The following is a 21,198-nucleotide window of genomic DNA, read 5'->3' on the forward strand; positions in this document are numbered from 1 at the left end:
CGGCACACAATGACACTCGATATCGGCGTTATCGGAACCGGCGCCATCGGCCGGGAACACATCGCACGGCTGCACGGCAAGCTTGCCGGAGCGCGCGTCGTGGCGTTGCACGACATGGACTCCGAAAGCTCCAGGGCGGCCGCCGCGGCTCTGTGCCCCGATGCCCGCCTGCACGACAGCGGACAGGCTCTGATATCCGACCCGGCGGTCGAGGCCGTCCTGGTTGCGTCCTGGGGGCCGAGCCACGAGGAATTCGTGCTGGCCGCGATTGCCGCCGGCAAGCCCGTCTTCTGCGAAAAACCGTTGGCCACGACGGCCGACGCCTGCCTGCGCATAGTGAAGGCGGAGGTGGCCGCCGGCCGCCCGCTGGTGCAGGTGGGTTTCATGCGCCGCTACGATGCCGGCTACCGGATGCTGAAGGAGATCGTCGCGGCCGGACGCATCGGCGCGCCGCTGATGCTGCATTGCGCCCATCGCAACCCGACCGTACCGGCGCACTACACCGGCGACATGGGCATCACCGATACCTTCATCCACGAGATAGACGTGCTGCGCTGGCTGGTCGGCGAGGACTATGTATCGGCACAGGTGGTCAAGGGGCGCAGGAGCCGGCATGCGGGGCCGGACCTGGAAGACCCGTACCTCGTCATCCTCAAGACGGTATCGGGCGTCGTCATCGACACGGAAATCTTCGTGAACTGCCAGTTCGGCTACGACATCCAGTGCCAGGTGGTGGGCGAGGACGGAACAGCCAGCCTGCCGGAGCCGCCCGCCGTGCCGATGCGGCAGGCGTCGATGGCTTCCAGCGCCATCATGATGGATTGGAAACTGCGCTTCATCGACTCCTACGATGTCGAATTGCAGGAATGGGTAAACGCCACGCGCCAAGGCCGCGTGACCGGCCCGACGGCATGGGACGGGTACTTCGCTGCAGTCACATCGGATGCCTGCGTGGAGGCCAAGAAGACGGGGCAGATCGTGGCGATCGAAGCGGTCGAGGCTCCGGATTTCTACCGGACGTAGAGGCTCGACACGGCATCGACGACCCATTAGGAGTGATGTCCTTCGGACCTGATTCCTATGGAAAATTCATTGTCCATGACATTCGACGATGCCGGACGCAGGCGGCTTGAAGCGCAGAAGCGCCTGGGCTTCATGTTCGACAGCGCGCCGAGCTTCATGGCGCTGCTGAGCGGGCCGGAGCATATATTCGAGATCGCCAATCCCGCCTATCTCGCCATCGTCGGCGACAGGCCCATCATCGGGCTGCGGGTGGCCGACGCCCTGCCCGATGCGGCGGCGCAGGGCTATGTCGAAATCCTCGACCGTGTGTACGAAAGTGCCCTGCCCTACAGCACATCGGGTTCCCACTTCCGTCGGCAGGGACACCCGGGCGGGCCGGTCGTCGATCTGTACCTGGATTTCGTGTTCCAGCCGATGATCGACGACAACGGACTTGTGGAGGGAATATTCGTCGAGGGCTTCGATGTCACCGCCCGCGTGCTCCAGGTCAAGCGGCAGGACGCCCTGATCGAACTCGGCGACCGGATCCGCGACCTCGACGAGGTGCCGGTGATCGCGCAGACCGCCGCCGAAATCGTCGCCCGCGTGATCGGCGCTTCACGCGCGGGGTTCGGCACCGTCGATGCGGCCCGCGAGACCGTTCTGATGCATCCCAACTGGTGTGCCGAAGGCGTGGAGCCCGTTACCGGCCTGCACCATTTCCGCGACTACGGGTCGTTCATCGAAGACCTGAAGGCAGGGCGCCCCGTCATCATAGGCGATGTCGCAAAGGATCCCCGCACCCGCGATTCCGCCGAGGCGCTGCACGCCATCGGCATCAGCGTTCTCGTCAACGTACCGATCCTGGAGCACGGCGTGCTGGACCTGGTCGTCTTTGCCCATTATCCGCAAGCGCGCGAGCTTTCGAACGAGGATCTGGATTTCATCCGTCAGGTCGGCGACAGGGCCCAGGCCTCCATCAGCCGCGCCGGTGCGCGCCGCCATCAGAACGTACTCAACCAGGAACTCAGCCACAGGCTGAAGAATACGCTGGCCATGGTGCAGGCCATCGCCTCGCGGACGCTGAAGGGATTGGCGGACGAGCCTGCGGTCCATATCTTCATGCAGCGGCTTCACGCGCTCGCTTCCGCGCACAACGTTCTTTTGCAACAGAACTGGTCGGGCGCACCGGTGGCCGACGTCGTGGGCTCTGCCCTCGCCAGCATGGAGGCGGTGGACCGCCTGGACATAGAGGGGCCGCCGCTGCACCTGGGCTCGCGCGTCGCCCTGTCGATGTCGCTGCTGCTCCACGAACTCGGAACCAACGCGCTGAAATACGGCGCCCTGTCCAACAGCGACGGCACGGTAGAGATTCGCTGGTGGACGGAGGTCCGGGACGGGGTCGACAGCTTCGTCTTTCGCTGGACCGAGAAAGGCGGGCCCGGCGTTTCGGCCCGAACGGGGCGTGGCTTCGGCTCCCGCCTGATCGAGATGGGGCTGATGGGCAGTGGCCACGCGGAGATGGATTTCCGGCCCGGGGGCCTCGTCGCCGAACTGACGGCTCCTCTGGAGCGGATCGGCGACATGTAGCCCGGCTGGCGTCAGGCCGTTTCGAGGTTGCCGGGCACCGCGTGCCGGTCGTCCACGGCCGCGAGGGCGAATGCTATGGAAGCTTCCAACAGAACGGCATCGACATCGGGATAGACCTGAAATGGAATGTCGGCGCCGACTCCTTCGATGGCGCTGAGCGCGATGGCCTGTCTGATGGATGGTTCGATGAGATCCATCGCATGCGCGCCCGAGCCGACGAAGGCGACCGGCAGAGGGTCGATAAGCGTGAACAGGCGGCCGAGGCCGTAGCCCAGCGCTTCGCCTGCCCGCTCGAAGGCAGCGCGCGCGCGCATGTCACCGGCACGGGCGGAATCCGCCAGCGCCTGCATCTCCACGTCGCTGACGCGGCGCGAAAGCCCCTTGCCGGCTTCTTCGCCCGTTGCGGCGCGCAGGATGGCGTAATCGCCGGCATAGGCCTCGATGCACCCCGCGTTGCCGCAGCGGCACGGCGCGCCGCCCGGAATATGGTTCATGTGGCCGAATTCCACCGCCGATGAATGAGAGCCGCGAAACGTCGTGCCCCCGAGGCGCAGGCCCATGCCGACGCCGAAGCCGATGAAAAGTGTCGCGAAATCGCGCATGACACCTCCGCCCGACCAGCGGAAGCGCTCGGGCATGAGGCCGCAATCGTTCATCACCACGACCGGAGCGCCGAGGCGGTCGCGCAGCGGGCCGCCGAGGTCAATTTCGCGCGTGCCGACGATGGGCGACCACAGAAGACGCCTGCTTTCGGCATCGCAAACGCCCTGCGCCGCAACGACGACCAGCTTCAGCGGGCCCCCCGCCGTATCGGCGATGGCCGTCGCCGCCAGCCCGGCGACAAGCTCGACCAGCCCTGTCCCGTCCATGGCCATCAGGTCCGCGGACGTGTGACGCGTGGCAAGGACGGACCCCGCATAATCGGCCACGGATACGGAAACCTCGCCGACCGCGATCTTGACCGCCGCGATACGGGCCGCGCCGGCATCGACGCTCAGCTCGATTTCGGGTCTGCCCCGGCGCGCGCCCTGCTGCAACGCCAGGCTCTCCTTCAACAGCCCCTCGCGGACGAGATCTGTGGCAATGGCCGCCGCGCCGGACATGGACAGGCCGGTCTCCGCCGACAGGCGGCGGCGGGTAGAGCGTTGCCACCGCCGCACATGCTCCAGCGCGATACGCCGGTTCTGACGCCTGACGGCCTCGGAATCCGCCTTCGGCAACATGCTGTTTCCTCCCCCTGCCACGGCCCGCACTCTCAAGGGTGCTTGCGCGCAAGTTGACACAGGCTGAATAGTCTGTCAGCTTTTTTCCGCGCCGTGGAAAAAAGGCGTGACGAGGTGGGAAACTCGTCGGGAGAGGTTCGCCGCCGGATCGGGCGGCATGGGAGGATCAGATGAAAACCATTCGTATCGCGCTTGGCTGCGCGGCGCTTTCCCTTGTGCTGGGCTCGGTCGCTTCGGCCCAGGAGGGCAAGACCGTGGGCGTATCGTGGTCCAATTTCCAGGAAGAGCGCTGGAAGGTCGACGAGGCCGCCATCAAGGAGGCGCTGGAAAAGGCCGGCGCCAAGTACATTTCTGCCGACGCGCAGTCTTCGGCGGCCAAGCAGTTGACGGACGTCGAAAGCCTGCTTAGCCAGGGCGCGGACGCGCTGATCGTTCTGGCGCAGGATTCCAGCGCCATCGGCCCGGCGGTGCAGCGCGCGGTCGACGAAGGCATTCCGGTAATCGCCTACGACCGGCTGATCGAGAATCCGGACGCGTTCTATATCACCTTCGACAATGTCGAGGTTGGCCGCATCCAGGCCCGCGAGGTCGAGAAGGTTGCCCCGACCGGCAATTACGTCTTCATCAAGGGCAGCTCCGCCGATCCGAACGCCGACTTCCTGTTTTCCGGCGCGATGGAAGTCTTGAAGCCGAAGATCGACTCCGGCGAGATCGTCAATGTCGGGGAAGCCTATACCGACGGCTGGTTGCCCGAGAACGCCCAGGCCAACATGGAGCAGTTCCTGACGGCCAACAACAACGAGGTCGCGGCCGTTGTCGCCGCCAATGACGGCACGGCCGGCGGCGCCATCGCCGCATTGGAAGCGCAGGGCCTTGCAGGTTCCGTGCCGGTGTCCGGGCAGGATGCCGACCATGCCGCGCTCAACCGCATCGCACGCGGCACGCAGACGGTCTCGGTCTGGAAGGATTCCCGCGAACTGGGGCGCGAGGCGACCGAGATCGCCCTTCAGCTCGCCGACGGCACCGGCATGGCCGATATTGAAGGCGCAACCACCTTCAACGGCGGTCCGAACGGCGTGGAGATGAATTCGCTCTTCCTGACGCCGGTCGCGATCACGAAGGAGAACCTCGGCACCATCATCGACTCCGGCTGGGTATCCAAGGACGTCGTTTGCCAGGGCGTTGCCGCCGGGTCCGTGCCGGCCTGCGACTGAGCCGGCCGCCTTCGGTAGCACGCAACGAGGAGTCCGATCGCATGTCCGATGCAACAGTGGAGCGCCGCCATGATGGCGGCGCCGGATTGCCGACGCGCGCGCTGCGCGCCACGGAGGTGGATACGCGCATGCTCGGCATGCTCGGTGCGCTTCTGGTCATCTGGCTGGTCTTTCACGTCCTGTCGGGTGGCATCTTCCTGACGCCGCGCAATCTGTGGAATTTGTCCGTGCAGACTGCGTCCGTCGCCGTGATGGCGACGGGCATGGTGCTGGTGATCGTGACACGCAACATCGACCTTTCGGTCGGCTCGATCCTCGGCTTCACAGGCATGATCATGGCGGTGACGCAGGTGCAGTACCTGCCGCCGCTCCTGGGCTTCGAAGCGCCGTTCAACTGGTTCATCGCCAGCCTTGCAGGCGTGGCGGTGGGTGTCGCGATCGGCGGCCTGCAAGGCGTCATCATCGCCTATGCCGGTGTGCCGGCCTTCATCGTTACGCTGGGCGGTCTGCTCGTCTGGCGCGGCGGAGCATGGTGGCTCACATCCGGAAAGACGGTCGCACCGATGGATTCCACGTTCCGCCTGATGGGCGGCGGAGCGGACGGCTCTCTCGGCGAAACATGGACCTGGGTCATCGCTGCCCTCGCCTGCACCATCGTCTGCATCTCGTTTCTTGCCGGCCGCCGCCGTCGCCGCCGCTTCAACTTCCAGCAACGGCCCGTGTGGGCGGAGCTGCTGCTCGGCGGCATCGCCTGCGGCGGCATCCTGGCCAGCGCCGCGGTGCTGAATGCCTACAAGTGGCCATCCGCGATCGCGAACCGGTATGCTCAGGCCAATGGCATCGCCGTTCCGGATGGCGGCCTGTCCATCGGCTACGGCATCGCCATTCCGGTGCTGATCGCCGTCGTGGTCGGCATCGTCATGACCTTCGTGACGACACGCACCCGCTTCGGCCGCTACGTCTTCGCCATCGGCGGCAACCCGGAAGCCGCGGAACTGGCCGGCATCAACACCCGCTGGGTGCTGACCAAGGTCTTCATGCTGATGGGGGGGCTTGCCGCCCTCGGCGCGATGATATCCACCGCGCGGCTCAACGCGGCCACCAATGCGCAGGGCACGCTCGACGAACTGTACGTCATCGCAGCGGCGGTGATCGGCGGGACATCGCTCGCCGGCGGCGTCGGCACGGTGGCCGGCGCGATGATCGGAGCGGTCGTGATGCAATCGCTTCAATCGGGAATGGTCTTGCTGGGGATCGATTCGCCTTTGCAGGCGATCATCGTCGGCATCGTTCTCGTCATCGCAGTCTGGATCGACGGCATCTACCGCAGGAGGACGGCATGATCGCAACGACGATCGAGGATATCGCCGACCATGGGCGCGGCGTTTCGGACGCCATCGACCGTACCGGCGCGCCGCTCGTGGCGATGGAGGACATATCCATCGCCTTCGGCGGCATCCATGCGGTGGAGCGCGCCTCGGTAGATCTGTATCCGGGCGAGGTCGTGGCACTGCTTGGGCACAATGGCGCCGGCAAATCGACGCTCATCAAGATCCTGTCCGGGGCGTACCGGCGCGACAGCGGCGATATACGGGTCAGTGGCGATGCTGCATCCATCGCCAATCCGCGCGATGCCAAGGCGTATGGAATCGAGACGATCTACCAGACGCTGGCGCTGGCCGACAATGTCGATGCGGCGGCCAATCTGTTCCTCGGCCGGGAGATCATGACGCCCTGGGGCACGCTGGACGATGCGGCCATGGAGGCCGAGGCCCGCAAGGTCATGGGACGCCTGAACCCGAATTTCCGTCGGTTCAAGGAGCCGGTGAAGGCGTTGTCCGGCGGACAGCGCCAGTCGGTCGCCATCGCGCGGGCCATCCTGTTCAACGCCCGCATCCTCATCATGGACGAGCCGACGGCCGCGCTCGGGCCGCAGGAGACCGCGCAGGTGGGCGAACTCGTCAAGGAACTGAAGAAGGACGGTATCGGCATCTTCCTCATCAGCCACGACCTGCACGACGTGTTCGACCTTGCCGACCGTGTCGTCGTCATGAAGAACGGCAAGGTCGTGGGAGAGGCGCTGACCTGCGATGTCACCAAGGACGAGGTGCTGGGGATGATCATCCTGGGCAAATGCCCGCCGGGCGCGACGCCGGGCCCCGGCGCGATGGCGGATTGAGAAAGAGGCTTGTCATCATGAGCAGACTTGCAGTCGTTACCGGCGGCAATACCGGCATCGGCCGTTACCTCGTCACGGCGTTGGCCGGCGCGGGATACGACGTCGCCTTTTCCTGGATCGACCGGCCCGAAATGGCCGACAGCCTCGTCGCCGAGGTGGAGGCCTGCGGCCGTCGCGGCTTCGGACGCAAGTGCGATGTCGGGCAGGAAGCGGATGTCGTCTCCTTCTACGATGCGGTGGTGGAGTGGGCCGGCACGGCCCCGCATCTGCTGGTCAACAATGCCGGCGTGCAAACCTGGGGCCCATTGCTGGAGACGACGTCGGATGATTGGGACATGGTCCTGCGCACCAACGTCAAGGGGGCATTCCTGAACACGCGCGAGGCCGGCAAGAAGATGATCGCTGGCGGCATCGCCGGCTCGATCGTCAACATCGGATCCGGCTGCAACAAGCTGGCCTTCGCCAACCTGGTCGCCTACACGGCGTCCAAGGGCGGCATCGAGCAGTTCACGAAAGTCTCCGCCGTGGAGCTTGGCCGTTACGGCATCCGCGTCAATTGCGTGGCGCCGGGTGCGATCCTGAACGAACGGACCGCGGCGGAAACGGGCGACTATGCCGGAAGCTGGGGCGCCATCACGCCGCTTGGCCGGGTGGGGACGGTGGAGGACATCGCGGGGCCGGTGCTCTTCTTCGCCAGCGACGCCGCGGGCTTCGTAACCGGGCAGACGCTCTGGGTGGACGGCGGCGTCTTCACGCAGGCAAATTTCCCGCGCTATTGAGCGCCACGGAAGCTGCGGCCGCACGTCCCACGCCGCGCGGCCGCGCCCATCAGAAATCGACTTCGATGGCTGAACCCCGCCGGACGGCAATCTCCACGACTGCAGAGGCGACCGCCAGATCCTGCAGGCCGACACCGGTGCCGTCGAAAAGGGTTATCTCTTCCGCAGACCGCCGGCCGGCATGCATCCCCGTCACCACCTGCCCGATCTCCACGATCGACGCTGCATCCTTGAGCCCGGCGGCCACTGCGTGCTGGCTTTCGCCCAGGGTCACCGCCTGCGCCACCTCGTCGGTGAACACGCTTGCGCTGCCGACCAGTTCCGCTTCCACCTCCTGCTTGCCCACGGTGTCGGTACCCATGCAGGCGATATGCGTGCCGGGCCGCACCTGCGCCGCCTTCAGGATCGGCGCAAAGGACGAGGTGATGGTGATGATGACGTCCGCCTGGGCGCCGAGCCCGTCCAGATCGACGCGCTCGAACGGCAGGCCGCGCCGGGACGCGACATCTTCCAGCTTCGTCAGCATGTCCGGCTCCACATTCCAGCCGACGATCTTCTCGAAGGGGCGTTGCTCCAGCGCCGCTTCCAACTGGAACGTCGACTGGTGTCCTGCACCGACGATGCCCAGCACACGGGAATCCGCGCGCGCCAGATATTTGATGGAAATGGCCGACGCGGCCGCCGTGCGCAGGGCCGTCAACAGGTTGCCGCCGACGATGGCGCGGCACCGGCCGGTATCGGCGTCGAACAGGAAGACGGTCGACTGGTGGTTCGTCAGGCCCTGGGAAAGGTTGCCCGGCCAGAAGCCGCCCGATTTAAGGCCGAGAGCCAGGCTTTCGGCATCGAAGCCGGACTTGAAGCCGTAGAGGGCTTCGGCATGGCCGAGCGCCTCGCGCACGACCGGAAAGTTGCGCGCCGTGCGCCGCGCCATGGAAGCGAAGACGCCCTCCACGGCCTTGAAGCAGTCTGCCGGCCCGATGAGGCCGGCAATGTCGCGTTCGGGTACGATGATCAATTCGAGTGCTCCGCTCAATAGGCCTTGCCGCGCGCCGAGACAGGCCACACGGTTTCGACGACGCCGTTGCGCACGCCGACATACCAGTCGTGGACATTGCAGGTGGGGTCGCAATGGCCGGGCACGAGCTTCAGTTTTTCGTTTATCTTCAAGACGCCGTGCGGATCTTCGATGACGCCATGCTCGTCCGAGCATTTGACGTATTTCACATCGTCGCGCCCGTAGATGAACGGCAATCCGGAATCCACCGATTGCGCCTTCAGGCCGGCATCGCAAATGGCCTTGTCGGGCTTGGCGTGGCTCATCACGCTGGTCAGGATGAAGAGCGCGTTTTGCCATTCGCCCTTGTCGATGCGCTGTCCATCCTTGTCGTGAATGCGCCCGTAGTCTGCGTCCATGAAGGCATAGCTGCCGCACTGCAGCTCGTTATACAGGTTCGAGTTGCTTTCGAAATAATAGCTGCCCGTGCCGCCGCCGCTGACGATTTCCGGGTCCAGCCCTTCCGCCTTGAGGGCTTCCACCGCGTCGCGCACCTGTGCGATGGCGGCGTCCAGCTTGGCCTTGCGCTCCGCAAAGCTGTCGATGTGCTGCATGGCGCCCTGATAGGCCTGTATGCCGGTAAAGCGCAGGCCGGGCGCCGCGGCGATGGCGCGCGCGATCTCCAGGACCGCCGGGGTCGTGGTGACGCCGCAGCGCCCTGCCCCGCAATCGATCTCGATGAAGCAATCCAGAACGGTGCCGTTGCGCTGTGCCGCCTCTGACAGGTCGGCGACATTGGCGACATCGTCGACGCAGACGATGACGCGGCCGCCGTGCAGCGGCAGGCGTGCCAGCCGTTCGATCTTGGCCGGATCGCGCACCTGGTTGGAGACGAGCACATCCCTGATGCCGGCCCGCACGAAGACTTCCGCTTCCGAAACCTTCTGGCAGCAGACGCCGATGGCGCCGCCCAGCTCCTGCTGCAGGCGCAGCACGTCGACGGACTTGTGCATCTTGCCATGCGCGCGATGCGCCATGCCGTGCGCCTTGGCGTAGTCGCCCATCTTGCGGATGTTGGCCTCCAGCGCGTCGAGGTCCAGGATCAGGCAGGGTGTCTGGATCTCATCCGCACTCATGCCCGGCAAGGCGGGAATGTCGTAACCGACCTCGAGGCCGGCGAATTTCGTTTCCGTATCCATGGGTCTCTCCTCAGTGCGCGTTCGGCTGGTTCCATGGCAGCCTGTCGAGATCGACATTGCCGCCAGTGATCACGACGCCGACACGCTGGCCAGCGAAAAGCTCTCGGTTCTTCAGTATGGCTGCCAATGGCACGGCGCTGGAAGGCTCCATGACGATCTTCAGCCGTTTCCAGATCAGCTTCATGGCATCGACGATCTCCGTCTCGGTGACGGTGAGGATATCGGTGACGTTGCGGCTGACGAAGTGCCAGGTCAGATCCTTCAGCGGCACCTTCAACCCGTCGGCGATGGTTTCCGGCGCGTCGTCGGCGATGATGTGTCCGGCCTTGAAGCTTCGGTAGGCGTCGTCGGCCTGCTCCGGTTCGGCGGCATAGATGCGGATCTGCGGGGCCAGCGTGGACAGGGTCAGGCAGGTGCCGGACACCATGCCGCCGCCGCCGATGGGCGCGATGACGGCGTCGAGCCCGTCGACCTGTTCGTTGAGTTCCAGTGCGCAGGTGCCCTGGCCGGCGATGACGCGCGGATCGTTGTAGGGGTGGACGAACTCGGCCCCCGTACGCGCCACGACCTCGGCGAAGACGGCCTCGCGCGAGCTGGTCGACGGTTCGCACTCCACTACCTCGGCGCCGTAGCCGCGCACGGCATCCTTCTTGGCCTGTGGCGCGGTGCGCGGCATGACGACGGTGCACGGGATACCCCGCCGCCCGGCTGCATAGGCCAGGCATGTGCCATGGTTGCCGGACGAGTGGGTCGCAACGCCGCGCGCCGCCTGTCCGTCGCTGAGGCCGAACACGGCATTGGATGCGCCGCGTGCCTTGAAGGCCCCGGCCTTCTGCATGTTCTCGCACTTGAAGAAAAGGCTGGCGCCGGCCAGGCCGTCGATATGCTGCGATGTCAGGACCGGCGTCCGATGAATGTAGGGTGCGATACGCTCGCGCGCGGCGAGCATGTCACGATAGCTGGGTATGGTCATTCTTCTGTTCCCCGTCAGGCGGCGAGCCGGTCTTCGGCGGTTTGCGTGCTGCGATAATGCTCCTGTGCGGCGGCGACCCCGCTGCCCAGCGTAACGGGCAATCCAAGATCGGCCATCGCCATCTCGGCCGTAGCTATGCCGGACAGGGCCATGACGTCGCTGAGGCTGCCGAGATGCCCGATACGGAACAGCCTGCCCGATACTTCGCCGAGCCCGACGCCGAAGGCGACGTCGTATTTGGCGCTGGCATGGGCCACCAGCCGCGTCGCGTCGAAGCCCTGCGGCGTCATGACGGCGGTGACGGTATCGGAGGCGATCTCCGGCCGCCTGGCGCAAAGCGGCATCGCCCAGGCCCTTGCCGCCGCGCGCACACCTTCGGCGATCCGTCGATGCCGGGCATAGACGTTGTCGAGCCCCTCCGTCAGCAACAACTCGGTCGCCAGCTTCAGGCCGTTCAGCAGGCCGACACTGGGTGTATAGGGATAGGCGCCGTCGGCGTAGCGCGCGCGCATGTCGGCGATATCGAAGAAGGTGCGCGGCAATTTCGCATCCGTCATCGCGTCCATCGCACGTTGCGAACAGGCGACTATGGCAAGGCCAACGGGCAGCATGAAGCCCTTCTGCGAGCCGGTGACGGCGATATCGACACCCCATTCGTCCATCCGGAAGTCCATGGATGCGATGGAACTCACCCCATCGACGAAAAGCATCGCCGGATGACCGGCGGCGTCCAGCGCACGCCGAACGGCGGCGATGTCCGAGCGAACGCCGGTGGCCGTCTCATTGTGCGTGGCAAGAACGGCCTTGATGCGATGCTGCCTGTCGGCGCGCAAGCGTGCCTCGTAGGCCTCGACCGGCAGGGCGTTGCCCCAGGACTCTTCCACCAGCTCGACCTCGAGGCCGTGGCGGCGACACATGTCGATCCAACGATGGCTGAACATGCCGTAGCGGGCCGCCAGCACCGTGTCGCCGGGGCTGAGCGTGTTGGTGATCGCCGTCTCCCAGCCGCCGGTTCCGGTAGACGGAAACACGAAGACTTCGGCCGAGGCGCCCCTGATGACCTTTCGCACACCGGCAAGCGCCGGGTGCAGGATTTCGGCGAAGCGCGGCGACCGATGGTCGAGCGTCGGCATATCCGCTGCACGGCGCAGCACTTCCGGCATGTTGGTCGGGCCGGGTATGAAAACGGGGTTCTGCATGTACATCGGCAAACGCCCTCCTCGACGATGCATGAAGCCTAACACCCAGGATCGACGTTGGAAATTTTCTTGAAAAATATTTTCATTTACGTCAGTCCGAGAATTTATTAAGCATTATCAGTTGGTTGTAATTTTTCAGCGCCGGGGGCGGCAATGCCGGGTGAAATCAGGAAGCGCGGTCGACCGAAGGCCTTCAACGAGCCTGAGGGGGAAACGCGCGTCAAGGCGGTCGACCGCGCGCTCGATGTCCTGGATGCGATCGCGGCATCCGACGGCATCAGCCTCAGCCGTCTGGCCGGCGCGTTGGACGAGTCCGTCGCAACCATCCATCGCGTGCTCGGAACGCTGGAGCGACGCGACTTCGTGGAATGCGGCACGGAGGATCAGCTTTGGCGCGTGGGGAGCGGCGCCTTCCGGCTCGGCTCGTCGTACCTGCGCCGCACAAGCGTGGTGGAGCAGAGCCGCCCGGCGCTTCACCAGTTGATGCAGGTCTGCGGCGAAACCGCAAATCTCGGAGTGGAGAAAGAGGGCTTTGTGCTGTTCCTCAGCCAGGTGGAAACGCATGAGGCGATCCGCGCCTTCTTTCCGCCGGGGACGCTGTCTCCGTTGCATGCGTCCGGTATCGGCAAGGCGCTGTTGTCCACCTACGACGCGCCGCGCTTCGAGTCATTCTGCGCCATGGCGCCCATGGCGCGCTTTACCGCGAAGACGTTGACGAAAGCCGAGGATCTGGCCCGCGACATCACGCTGACGCGGCAGCGCGGATTTGCCGTTGACGACGAGGAGAAATCGCCCGGCATGCGCTGCGTTGCCGCGCCGATCCGCAACCATCACGGCGAAGCCGTTGCCGGCATCTCCGTATCCGGGCCGACGCACCGCATGGGCGCGGAGCGCCTGGATCACATCGGAGCCCATGTGAAAGCCGCCGCGACAGAGGTGTCGCGGCGGCTCGGTCATGCCTGATCTTGTGGGGTGTCAGCTACCTTCGTACCAGGCTACGAGGCGCTGACGCTCTTCCGGCGTCATGGCGGTGATGTTGCCCGGCGGCATGGCATGGCTGCGCCCGGCCTGCACGTAGATTTCCCGTGCATGCTCGGCGATCGCTTCGCCGCTGTCGAGCAGCACGCCCTTGGGCGCGCGATGGACGCCCTCCCACACCGGTTCTGCGGCGTGGCACATGGAGCAGCGTCCCATGACCGTCGTCCTGACGGTGTCGAACTCGCCGGAGGCCATCAGCGTTTCGGCCCGCGCCGACACCCTCTCCTGTCCGGTCAGGATCGACGGCGCGGTCGACAGCCACATGATGACGATGAACAGCACGGCGGAAGCGCACCAGGTCCAGTGCGGTTTGGCACCGGTGGCGTGCATCGTGTTGAAATAGTGCCTGATCAGGACGCCGATGATGAAGACGAGCGAAGCGATGACCCAGTTGAATTCCGTGCCGTATGCCAGCGGATAGTGGTTCGACAGCATCAGGAAGATGACGGGCAGCGTCAGGTAGTTGTTGTGCGTGGAACGCTGCTTTGCGATGCGGCCGTATTTCGGGTCCGGCTTGCGGCCCGCCTTCAGGTCGGCCACCACGATCTTCTGGTTCGGGATGATAATCAGGAAGACGTTGGCCGACATGATCGTCGCGGTGAACGCGCCGAGATGCAGCAGCGCGGCCCGCCCGGTGAACAGATGTGTGTAGCCGTAGGCGACGCAGACCACGACCGCGTAGAGCAGCAGCATCAGTGCCGTGTCGTGCCGCCCCAGCGGGGATTTGCAGAGCTGGTCGTAGATCACCCAGCCGAGCGCCAGCGATCCCATCGAGATGAGGATCGCGACGGGCACCGAGACGTCCAGCACGTTGCGGTCGATCAGGAACAGGTCGGCCCCGGTGTAGTAGACCACGGCCAGCAGGAAGAAGCCCGACAGCCAGGTGGCGTAGCTTTCCCATTTGAACCATGTCAGGTGCTCCGGCAGGTTGGCAGGGGCCACCAGATACTTCTGGATGTGGTAGAAGCCGCCGCCATGCACCTGCCACTCCTCGCCGTAGGCGCCCACCGGAAGGCCTTCGCGCTTGCGCAGCCCGAGATCCAGGGCGATGAAGTAGAAGGACGAGCCGATCCAGGCGATGGCCGTCACCACGTGAAGCCATCGGGCGGCGAAGGCCAACCATTCCCAGAAGATCGCGAATTCGTACACAGGCACCCCCTCTCGGCTAGGACGCACACTCTACGCCGTCGTCCCGTCAACGAAATCATGCCGCATTCGGGATGACTTTCAAACGAAAGACGAAAATGATAGCGGCCAAGTCTGCATGAGGGAGGAACGTGCCGGATGATCTATCTCGACAATGTCGCCGTCTTCGTCCGCGTCGTGGAACTGGGAACGCTGTCTGCCGCCGGACGAGACCTGCGCATCTCACCGGCCGTCGCTTCCCACAGGATCAAGGAGCTCGAGAAGCATCTGGGCGTACGCCTCTTCAACCGCACGACCCGGCAGGTCAGCCCGACCGAGCATGGCCGCGCCTTTTATGACGGAGCCAAGAAGGTTCTGGATGCGGTCGCCGAGGCGGAGGCCAACGTGGCTTCGCTGTCCGACCAGCCGCGCGGCGTGATCAGGGTAACGGCCCCGCTGGGATTCGGCCGCCGGTTCATTGCCTCCGGCATCCCCGAATTCCATGATCGCTTTCCGCAGATCGAGGTGCGGCTGCGCCTGTCGGACCACAATGTGGATATGATGAAGGAGGGCATCGACCTCGCCTTCCGGCTTGGCCTCATGGAGGATTCGAGCCTGCGGATGCGCGGCATACTGGAGTGCGAGCGCCTGCTCGTCTCATCGCCCGATTACCTGGCGCGCAAGGGGGTGCCCGACAGGCCAGCCGCGCTGGTTGCCGACGGGCACGAATGCCTGCTGCTCCGCTTTCCCGGATCGCGCGAATTCTTCTGGACGCTGCACGGGCCCGACGGCCCGGAGAAGGTGGAGGTGAGCGGGCCGTTCGATTCGGACGACGGCGACGTGCTGACCGACTGGGCGCTGGCCGGGCGCGGCATCGCGATGAAGCCTCGTTTCGAGGTGGAGGCCCATCTGCGCTCCGGCCGGCTGTGCGCGGTTCTGCCGGCGGCCCCGCCGCCGCCCGTGCAGCTTGCGGCGGTCTATCCGCATCGCAAGTTCCAGGACCCCAAGTTGCGGCTGTTTCTGGATTTCATGGTGGCGCGCTGCCAGCGCCTGGTGCGCGATGCGCTGGCCCCGGCGCAGGAGTAAGCCGTCAACTGCCCCGGTAGGTGGCGTAGCTGAACGGAGAGATCAGCAGCGGCACGTGGTAATGGGCCGCCTCCGCCATGCCGAAGCGGATCGGCACCAGATCCAGGAAAAGCGGCTCCGCAAGACCCGGCGCGGTCCGCCGCAGGTAATCGCCGGCATGGAAGAGCAGCTCGTACGCGCCGGCGGCAAAATCGGCGCCGGCCAGGATGGGCCCGTCGCATCGGCCATCATCATTGGTGACGACCGTCTTCAGGTGGACGCGGCGATCCCCGTCCAGCCGGAACAGGTCTATGCCCATGCCGGCGGCCGGACGTCCGGTCGCCGTATCCAGCACATGCGTCGTCAACCGTCCTGTCGTATCGGCCATGGGACTCCCTCTTTTCTGACCCGCGTCGGGCAACCTAGCGCCGGAACCGGTACGCCATGGATGCCGGGCGGCAGTAAAGACTTTCAAATACACGGGGGTGAATGCAACCGGCCGCGCTATTCTAACCTCGATTCCCGTGGAATGGAGAGGACGATATGGGCATGGCCGACCGTTACGTACGCAACATGCGGGGTTATGGACCCAACCCGCCGGATGCGCGCTGGCCGGGGGGCGCGAAGGTGGCCGTATCCTTCGTCGTCAACTACGAGGAAGGCGGCGAAAACAACGTGCTGCACGGGGATGCCGCTTCGGAGGCCTTCCTGTCCGAAATCGTCGGTGCGGCGCCATGGCCGGGCAAGCGCCACTGGAACATGGAATCCATCTACGAGTATGGCGCGCGGGTCGGATTCTGGCGGCTGCATCGGCTGTTTACGCAGAGTGCCGTGCCGGTGACCGTCTATGGTGTCGCCACCGCCCTCGCCCGCTCGCCCGGGCAGGTCGAGGCGATGAAGGCCGCCGACTGGGAGATCGCCTCGCACGGGCTGCGCTGGATCGACTATCGCGACCATGCCGAGGCGGACGAGGCGAAGGATCTGGCCGAGGCGATCCGGCTGCATGCCGAAGTCGTGGGCGAGCGTCCCGAAGGGCTGTATCTCGGACGGACGTCGAGCTGGTCCGTGCGGCTTGCCGCGGCCGAGAAGGGTTTCCTGTGGATATCGGACACCTATGACGACGACCTGCCCTACTGGCTCGACCATGACGGCCACGGAAACGGCATCGACCCGCAGCTCGTGCTGCCCTACACGCTCGACGCCAACGACATGCGCTTCGCCACGGCGCAGGGGTTCAACACGGGCGAGCAGTTCTTCACCTATCTCAAGGATGCCTTCGACACGCATTATGCGGAAGGCGCGGAAGGCCGCCCGTCGATGATGACGGTCGGCCTGCATTGCCGCCTGATCGGGCGGCCGGGCCGCTTCGCCGCACTCAGGCGCTTCGTCGATTATGTCAAGGGCCACGAGGACGTCTGGATTGCCCGGCGCATCGACATCGCCCGCCATTGGATGAGCGAACATCCCTATCGGGCGCCGGCCCTGCGCCCTTCGCGGATGACGCGCGAGGACTTCGTGAGCCGCTTCGGCTCGATCTACGAGCACTCGCCCTTCATTGCCGAGCGGGCTTTCGACCTGGAGCTCGGGCCTGCGCACGACGGCGCCGTCGGCCTTGCCAACGCCCTGGCCCGCGCCTTCCGCTCCTCCAGCGCGGAGGAAAGGCTGGGCGTTCTGCAAGCCCACCCCGATCTTGCGGGCAAGCTCGCCGCGGCCAAGCGGCTGACCGCCGAATCGACGCGCGAGCAGGCATCGGCCGGGCTGGACGCCCTGACCGACGACGAGAGGGCACGGTTTACGCAGCTCAACGAAGCCTATGTGTCGAAGTTCGGCTTCCCCTTCATCATCGCCGTCCGGGACCATGACAAGGCCTCGATCCTCTCGGCCTTCGAGCACCGTCTGGCGAACGACCGCGATAGCGAACTGGCCACCGCCTGCAGGCAGGTGGAGCGGATCGCCAGCCTGCGTCTTAAGGAGATCCTACCGCAATGAACGGAAAGACGATGAACCGGAACTATTACGCGCCCACCGGCGGGCTGCCGCCGCAGACGCAGTTGCTGACCGACCGGGCGGTGTTCACGCAGGGCTATGCCGTCATTCCGAAGGGCACGATGAGCGATATCGTGACCAGCTTCCTGCCGCATTGGAGTAAGACCCGGCTGTGGGTGCTGTCTCGGCCCATGTCCGGCTTCGCCGAGACGTTCTCGCAGTATATCATGGAAGTTCAGCCGGGCGGCGGTTCCGACCGGCCCGAAACCGACCCGGAAGCCGAGGGCGTGCTTTTCGTGGTCGAAGGCGAGATCACCGTCGACGTCGATGGGCAAACCCATCGCATGCATCCCGGCTGCTACGCCTATCTGCCCCCCTCCAGCAACTGGACCCTGTCCAATGCCGGGGCCTGCGTCGCCCGGTTCCATTGGGTGCGCAAGGCCTACGAGGCGGTGGATGGCATCGACGTGCCGGAACCGCTGTTTTTGGACGAAGCCGCGATCGCGCCGACACCCATGCCCGGCACGGACGGCAAGTGGGCGACCACGCGGTTCGTCGATCCTGCCGACCTTCGGCACGACATGCATGTCACCATCGTCACGCTGCAGCCCGGCGCGGTCATTCCGTTCGCCGAAACGCACGTCATGGAGCACGGGCTCTACGTGCTGGAAGGAAAGGCCGTCTATCACCTGAACCAGGACTGGGTCGAGGTTGAAGCCGGCGACTACATGTGGCTGCGCGCCTTCTGTCCGCAGGCCTGCTATGCGGGCGGACCGGGCAATTTCCGCTACCTGCTGTACAAGGACGTCAACCGCCACATGCCTCTGCCGCGTCGAGGTCGGGCATGACCCGCGTCGTTACGGCCAGGCCGCTGACGCGTGCCGCCTTCGCACCCTATGGCGATGTGCTGGATACCGACTGGGCAAACCATTATCCGATCAATGCCGGGCGCTGCGAGCGCTTCCACGAGTTGGCGCGGGTGGACGTCATCGGCGAGGACGCACGAGCCATTCTGTCGATCTTCCGGGGCACACCCTACACGATGCCGCTGACGCTGACGCTCGTGGAGCGACACCCGCTCGGCAGCCAGGCCTTCATGCCCCTGGACGGACGCCCGTTCCTGGTGGTGGTCTGCCCGGACGAGGGCGGCCGGCCCGGCCGGCCGGAAGCCTTCCTGACGGCGCCGGGGCAAGGGGTCAACTATCATCGCAACGTCTGGCACGGCGTCCTGACGCCGCTTCAGAAACCCCAGAACTTCATCGTGGCCGATCGGGGCGGAAGCGGCAACAATCTGGAAGAGTTCACCCTGGACGAGCCTTTCACGATCGAGCTGCCGGAGGGCACACAAAATGAACAGTGAGATGATCGACCGGCTGTTCGACGTGATCGAGCAGGACATCGTGCCGAAGACGCGCGTCGGCGTCGCGGCCGGCAACAAGGTGTTCGGGGCCGCGATCCTGCGCAAGGACGATCTTTCGGTCGTGGTGGCCGAGACCAACAACGAGCTTGAAAACCCGCTTTGGCATGGCGAGATGCATGCGCTGAAGCGCTTCTACGAAATGCCGAAGGCAGACAGGCCCGATACGCGCGACTGCGTCTTCCTGTCGACGCACGAGCCCTGCACCCTCTGCCTGTCGGCGATCACCTGGGCGGGTTTCGACAATTTCTCCTATTTCTTCAGCCACGAGGATTCGCGGGATGCCTTCGCCATCCCGCACGACCTTGCCATCCTGAAGGAGGTGTTCGGGCTGGAACCGGGTGGCTACCGCCGTACGAACGCCTACTGGACGAGCACCGCCCTCGCCGGTGCCGTGCAGGCTGCCCCCGACGGGGCGCGGGCGCGGCTACAGGCTCGCGCGGATGAGGTTCGCGCGACATACGATAGCCTGTCGGAAACCTATCAGGCGTCCAAGGCGGGCAACGACATTCCCCTGTCGTAAAGACTTTCAAACCGTTCCACGGAAATGCGCAGGCCGATCCGATAGTAGGCTCGCCGCGATCGTCCCTGCCCCAAAACAAAAAAACAGGGGGCATGGCCGAGATGCGCCGCAAGGCGCATCATGATCAGGACAAACAGGGGAGGACCGTTCCTGATGACCCCCAATTCCATTGGCGCCGGCGCCGCCGACAAGCAGGCGGGCGTTCACCCCGTCGACGAGATGCTGCCGGCCCCCAAGCTGTTCACGCTGGGCCTGCAGCACGTACTGGTCATGTATGCCGGCGCGGTTGCCGTGCCCCTCATCGTCGGGCGCGCCCTGCAGTTGACGCCGACGCAGGTTGCCTTGCTGATTTCGGCGGACCTGTTCGTCTGCGGCATCGTCACCCTCATACAATCCCTGGGGGCGACACGCTGGTTCGGCATCAAGATGCCGGTGATGATGGGCGTCACCTTCGCGGCGGTCGGCCCCATGGTGGCCATCGGCACGGCCAATCCCGGCGTGGACGGCGCACGCATGATCTTCGGCTCGATCATCGCAGCCGGCTTCATCGCCATCTTTCTGGCGCCGCTGGTTGCGCGCATGCTGCGCTTCTTCCCGCCGGTGGTGACGGGCTCCATCATCCTCGTCATCGGCGTGACACTGATGCGCGTCGGGATCGACTGGGTGTTCGGAATCCAGCGCGGTCCCACCGCTCCGCAGATCGTGGATCCTGCCCACGCAGCATGGCTTCAGGCAGCCGCCGCCAACGCTCCGGCGATGCCGGACGGGCTCACGCTGGCAGCGACGGTGGACAACCCGGCCTATGCCCAACCCTCGCATATCGCCATTTCGGCACTGGTGCTGGCCGTGGTGCTGCTGATCGCCCGCTATGGCCGGGGCTTCCTGTCCAACATCTGCGTGCTGATCGGCATCGTGCTCGGCGGTGTCGTCGCGGCGCTTGCCGGCATGATGGACTTTTCCCACGTGGCCGGCGCCGGCTGGTTCGCCTTCGTGACGCCCTTCAGCTTCGGCACACCTATCTTCCAGCCGGTCATGATCGCGACGATGGTGCTGGTGATGATCGTGACGCTTATCGAATCCACCGGCATGTTCCTGGCCCTGAGCGACCTGACGGGGCGCAAGCTGACGCGGCCCATGCTGGAGGCCGGCTTGCGGACGGACGGGCTGGGAACGGTCATCGGCGGCATCTTCAACACCTTCCCCTACACGTCCTTCTCGCAGAATGTCGGGCTTGTCGGTGTTACCGGCATCCGATCGCGTTATGTCTGCGCGGCCGGCGGCATCATCCTGATAGGCCTCGGGCTCGTTCCCAAGATGGGCGCGCTGGCCGAGGCCATCCCGACTTTCGTCCTGGGTGGGGCGGGCATCGTCATGTTCGGCATGGTCGCGGCGACGGGCGTGCGCATTCTCGGCGCGGGGGCGGACTTTGCCCACAACCGTCACAACATGTTCATCGTCGCGGTCAGCCTCGGCTTCGGCATGATCCCGATGGTCGCGCCGCATTTTCTGATGTGGATGCCGCATGCCCTGCACCCGCTGATCGAATCCGGCATCCTGTTGGCCAGCATATCGGCCGTTGCGCTGAATGCGTTCTTCAACGGCGCCGGGGCGACGGAAGAGGACCTGCGCGCCGCTGCGCAGGTGGCGGAACACTGATCGCCGCGGGGCAGTTGATAGCATAATCCTCTAGAG

20 protein-coding genes are annotated in these 21,198 nt (G+C 65.3%); 13 read left to right on the plus strand and 7 right to left on the minus strand.

From position 1 onward, the window contains the following. Positions 1–9: 9 nt before the first annotated feature. Both NDN16_RS12095 and NDN16_RS12100 read left to right on the plus strand, forming a co-directional pair. On the plus strand, positions 10–1,023 hold the full coding sequence (locus tag NDN16_RS12095) for a Gfo/Idh/MocA family protein (protein WP_251113836.1): 1,014 nt from the start codon (positions 10–12) through the stop codon (positions 1,021–1,023). Between the two features lie 75 nt (positions 1,024–1,098). Continuing rightward, positions 1,099–2,592 carry a sensor histidine kinase gene (locus NDN16_RS12100; protein WP_251113837.1) on the plus strand — a complete coding sequence of 498 codons (1,494 nt, stop codon included), beginning with the start codon at positions 1,099–1,101 and terminating at the stop codon, positions 2,590–2,592. An 11-nt stretch (positions 2,593–2,603) separates the two neighbouring features. On the opposite strand, the gene NDN16_RS12105 is transcribed toward NDN16_RS12100, so the two are convergent. After that, positions 2,604–3,815, minus strand: coding sequence for an ROK family protein (locus NDN16_RS12105; RefSeq protein ID WP_251113838.1), 1,212 nt, complete (start codon positions 3,813–3,815; stop codon positions 2,604–2,606). Between the two features lie 170 nt (positions 3,816–3,985). Here NDN16_RS12105 and xylF point away from each other — a divergent pair, with 170 nt between their 5' ends. The 4 genes from xylF (at position 3,986) to NDN16_RS12125 (ending at position 7,987) form a co-directional block, all read left to right on the plus strand. Beyond that, a complete protein-coding gene (xylF, locus tag NDN16_RS12110) occupies positions 3,986–5,029 on the plus strand; it encodes a D-xylose ABC transporter substrate-binding protein (protein ID WP_251113839.1) in 1,044 nt (347 codons plus the stop codon). A gap of 41 nt (positions 5,030–5,070) precedes the next feature. Then, the gene (locus NDN16_RS12115; RefSeq protein ID WP_251113840.1) at positions 5,071–6,372 is read left to right on the plus strand and encodes a sugar ABC transporter permease; all 1,302 of its coding nucleotides are present in this window, start codon (positions 5,071–5,073) and stop codon (positions 6,370–6,372) included. Between the two features lie 83 nt (positions 6,373–6,455). Next, positions 6,456–7,208, plus strand: coding sequence for an ATP-binding cassette domain-containing protein (locus NDN16_RS12120; RefSeq protein WP_251113904.1), 753 nt, complete (start codon positions 6,456–6,458; stop codon positions 7,206–7,208). A gap of 17 nt (positions 7,209–7,225) precedes the next feature. Then, positions 7,226–7,987, plus strand: coding sequence for an SDR family NAD(P)-dependent oxidoreductase (locus NDN16_RS12125; protein ID WP_251113841.1), 762 nt, complete (start codon positions 7,226–7,228; stop codon positions 7,985–7,987). A gap of 49 nt (positions 7,988–8,036) precedes the next feature. Here the strand turns inward: NDN16_RS12125 and bhcD are convergent, their stop codons facing one another. The 4 genes from bhcD to bhcA are packed head-to-tail and all read right to left on the minus strand — an operon-like array spanning position 8,037 to position 12,358. Beyond that, positions 8,037–9,002 (minus strand): iminosuccinate reductase BhcD, encoded by a 966-nt coding sequence (gene bhcD, locus NDN16_RS12130; protein WP_251113842.1) that lies wholly within the window; start codon positions 9,000–9,002, stop codon positions 8,037–8,039. Positions 9,003–9,016: 14 nt separating this feature from the next. Beyond that, a complete protein-coding gene (gene bhcC / locus NDN16_RS12135; RefSeq protein ID WP_251113843.1) occupies positions 9,017–10,180 on the minus strand; it encodes a 3-hydroxy-D-aspartate aldolase BhcC in 1,164 nt (387 codons plus the stop codon). A gap of 10 nt (positions 10,181–10,190) precedes the next feature. After that, complete coding sequence (gene bhcB / locus NDN16_RS12140) at positions 10,191–11,153, minus strand: beta-hydroxyaspartate dehydratase BhcB (protein WP_251113844.1); 963 nt, start codon at positions 11,151–11,153, stop codon at positions 10,191–10,193. Between the two features lie 14 nt (positions 11,154–11,167). Further along, on the minus strand, positions 11,168–12,358 hold the full coding sequence (bhcA, locus tag NDN16_RS12145) for an L-aspartate--glyoxylate aminotransferase BhcA (protein ID WP_251113845.1): 1,191 nt from the start codon (positions 12,356–12,358) through the stop codon (positions 11,168–11,170). Between the two features lie 147 nt (positions 12,359–12,505). Between bhcA and bhcR the strand changes: the two genes are divergently transcribed. Next, positions 12,506–13,315 (plus strand): HTH-type transcriptional regulator BhcR, encoded by an 810-nt coding sequence (gene bhcR, locus NDN16_RS12150; RefSeq protein ID WP_251113846.1) that lies wholly within the window; start codon positions 12,506–12,508, stop codon positions 13,313–13,315. A 12-nt stretch (positions 13,316–13,327) separates the two neighbouring features. Here bhcR and NDN16_RS12155 read toward each other — a convergent pair whose 3' ends face one another. Beyond that, positions 13,328–14,539, minus strand: coding sequence for a urate hydroxylase PuuD (locus NDN16_RS12155; protein ID WP_251113847.1), 1,212 nt, complete (start codon positions 14,537–14,539; stop codon positions 13,328–13,330). A 135-nt stretch (positions 14,540–14,674) separates the two neighbouring features. On the opposite strand from NDN16_RS12155, the gene NDN16_RS12160 reads away from it, so the two are divergent. Further along, complete coding sequence (locus NDN16_RS12160) at positions 14,675–15,601, plus strand: LysR family transcriptional regulator (RefSeq protein ID WP_251113848.1); 927 nt, start codon at positions 14,675–14,677, stop codon at positions 15,599–15,601. Between the two features lie 4 nt (positions 15,602–15,605). Here the strand turns inward: NDN16_RS12160 and uraH are convergent, their stop codons facing one another. Next, positions 15,606–15,968, minus strand: coding sequence for a hydroxyisourate hydrolase (gene uraH, locus NDN16_RS12165; protein WP_251113849.1), 363 nt, complete (start codon positions 15,966–15,968; stop codon positions 15,606–15,608). Positions 15,969–16,129: 161 nt separating this feature from the next. Here uraH and puuE point away from each other — a divergent pair, with 161 nt between their 5' ends. The 5 genes from puuE (at position 16,130) to NDN16_RS12190 (ending at position 21,162) form a co-directional block, all read left to right on the plus strand. Then, on the plus strand, positions 16,130–17,569 hold the full coding sequence (gene puuE, locus NDN16_RS12170; protein WP_251113850.1) for an allantoinase PuuE: 1,440 nt from the start codon (positions 16,130–16,132) through the stop codon (positions 17,567–17,569). Positions 17,570–17,580: 11 nt separating this feature from the next. Then, positions 17,581–18,414 carry a bifunctional allantoicase/(S)-ureidoglycine aminohydrolase gene (locus NDN16_RS12175; protein ID WP_251113905.1) on the plus strand — a complete coding sequence of 278 codons (834 nt, stop codon included), beginning with the start codon at positions 17,581–17,583 and terminating at the stop codon, positions 18,412–18,414. Continuing rightward, positions 18,411–18,926 carry an ureidoglycolate lyase gene (locus NDN16_RS12180; RefSeq protein ID WP_251113851.1) on the plus strand — a complete coding sequence of 172 codons (516 nt, stop codon included), beginning with the start codon at positions 18,411–18,413 and terminating at the stop codon, positions 18,924–18,926. Before NDN16_RS12175 ends, NDN16_RS12180 begins: the two co-directional genes overlap by 4 nt. Further along, positions 18,916–19,506, plus strand: coding sequence for a nucleoside deaminase (locus NDN16_RS12185; RefSeq protein ID WP_251113852.1), 591 nt, complete (start codon positions 18,916–18,918; stop codon positions 19,504–19,506). The genes NDN16_RS12180 and NDN16_RS12185 overlap by 11 nt, the downstream gene beginning before the upstream one ends. Positions 19,507–19,659: 153 nt before the next feature. Continuing rightward, on the plus strand, positions 19,660–21,162 hold the full coding sequence (locus NDN16_RS12190) for a nucleobase:cation symporter-2 family protein (protein ID WP_251113853.1): 1,503 nt from the start codon (positions 19,660–19,662) through the stop codon (positions 21,160–21,162). Positions 21,163–21,198 lie beyond the last annotated feature (36 nt).

Source organism: Aureimonas altamirensis, from assembly GCF_023702225.1.
Taxonomy (GTDB): Bacteria; Pseudomonadota; Alphaproteobacteria; order Rhizobiales; family Rhizobiaceae; genus Aureimonas; species Aureimonas altamirensis_B.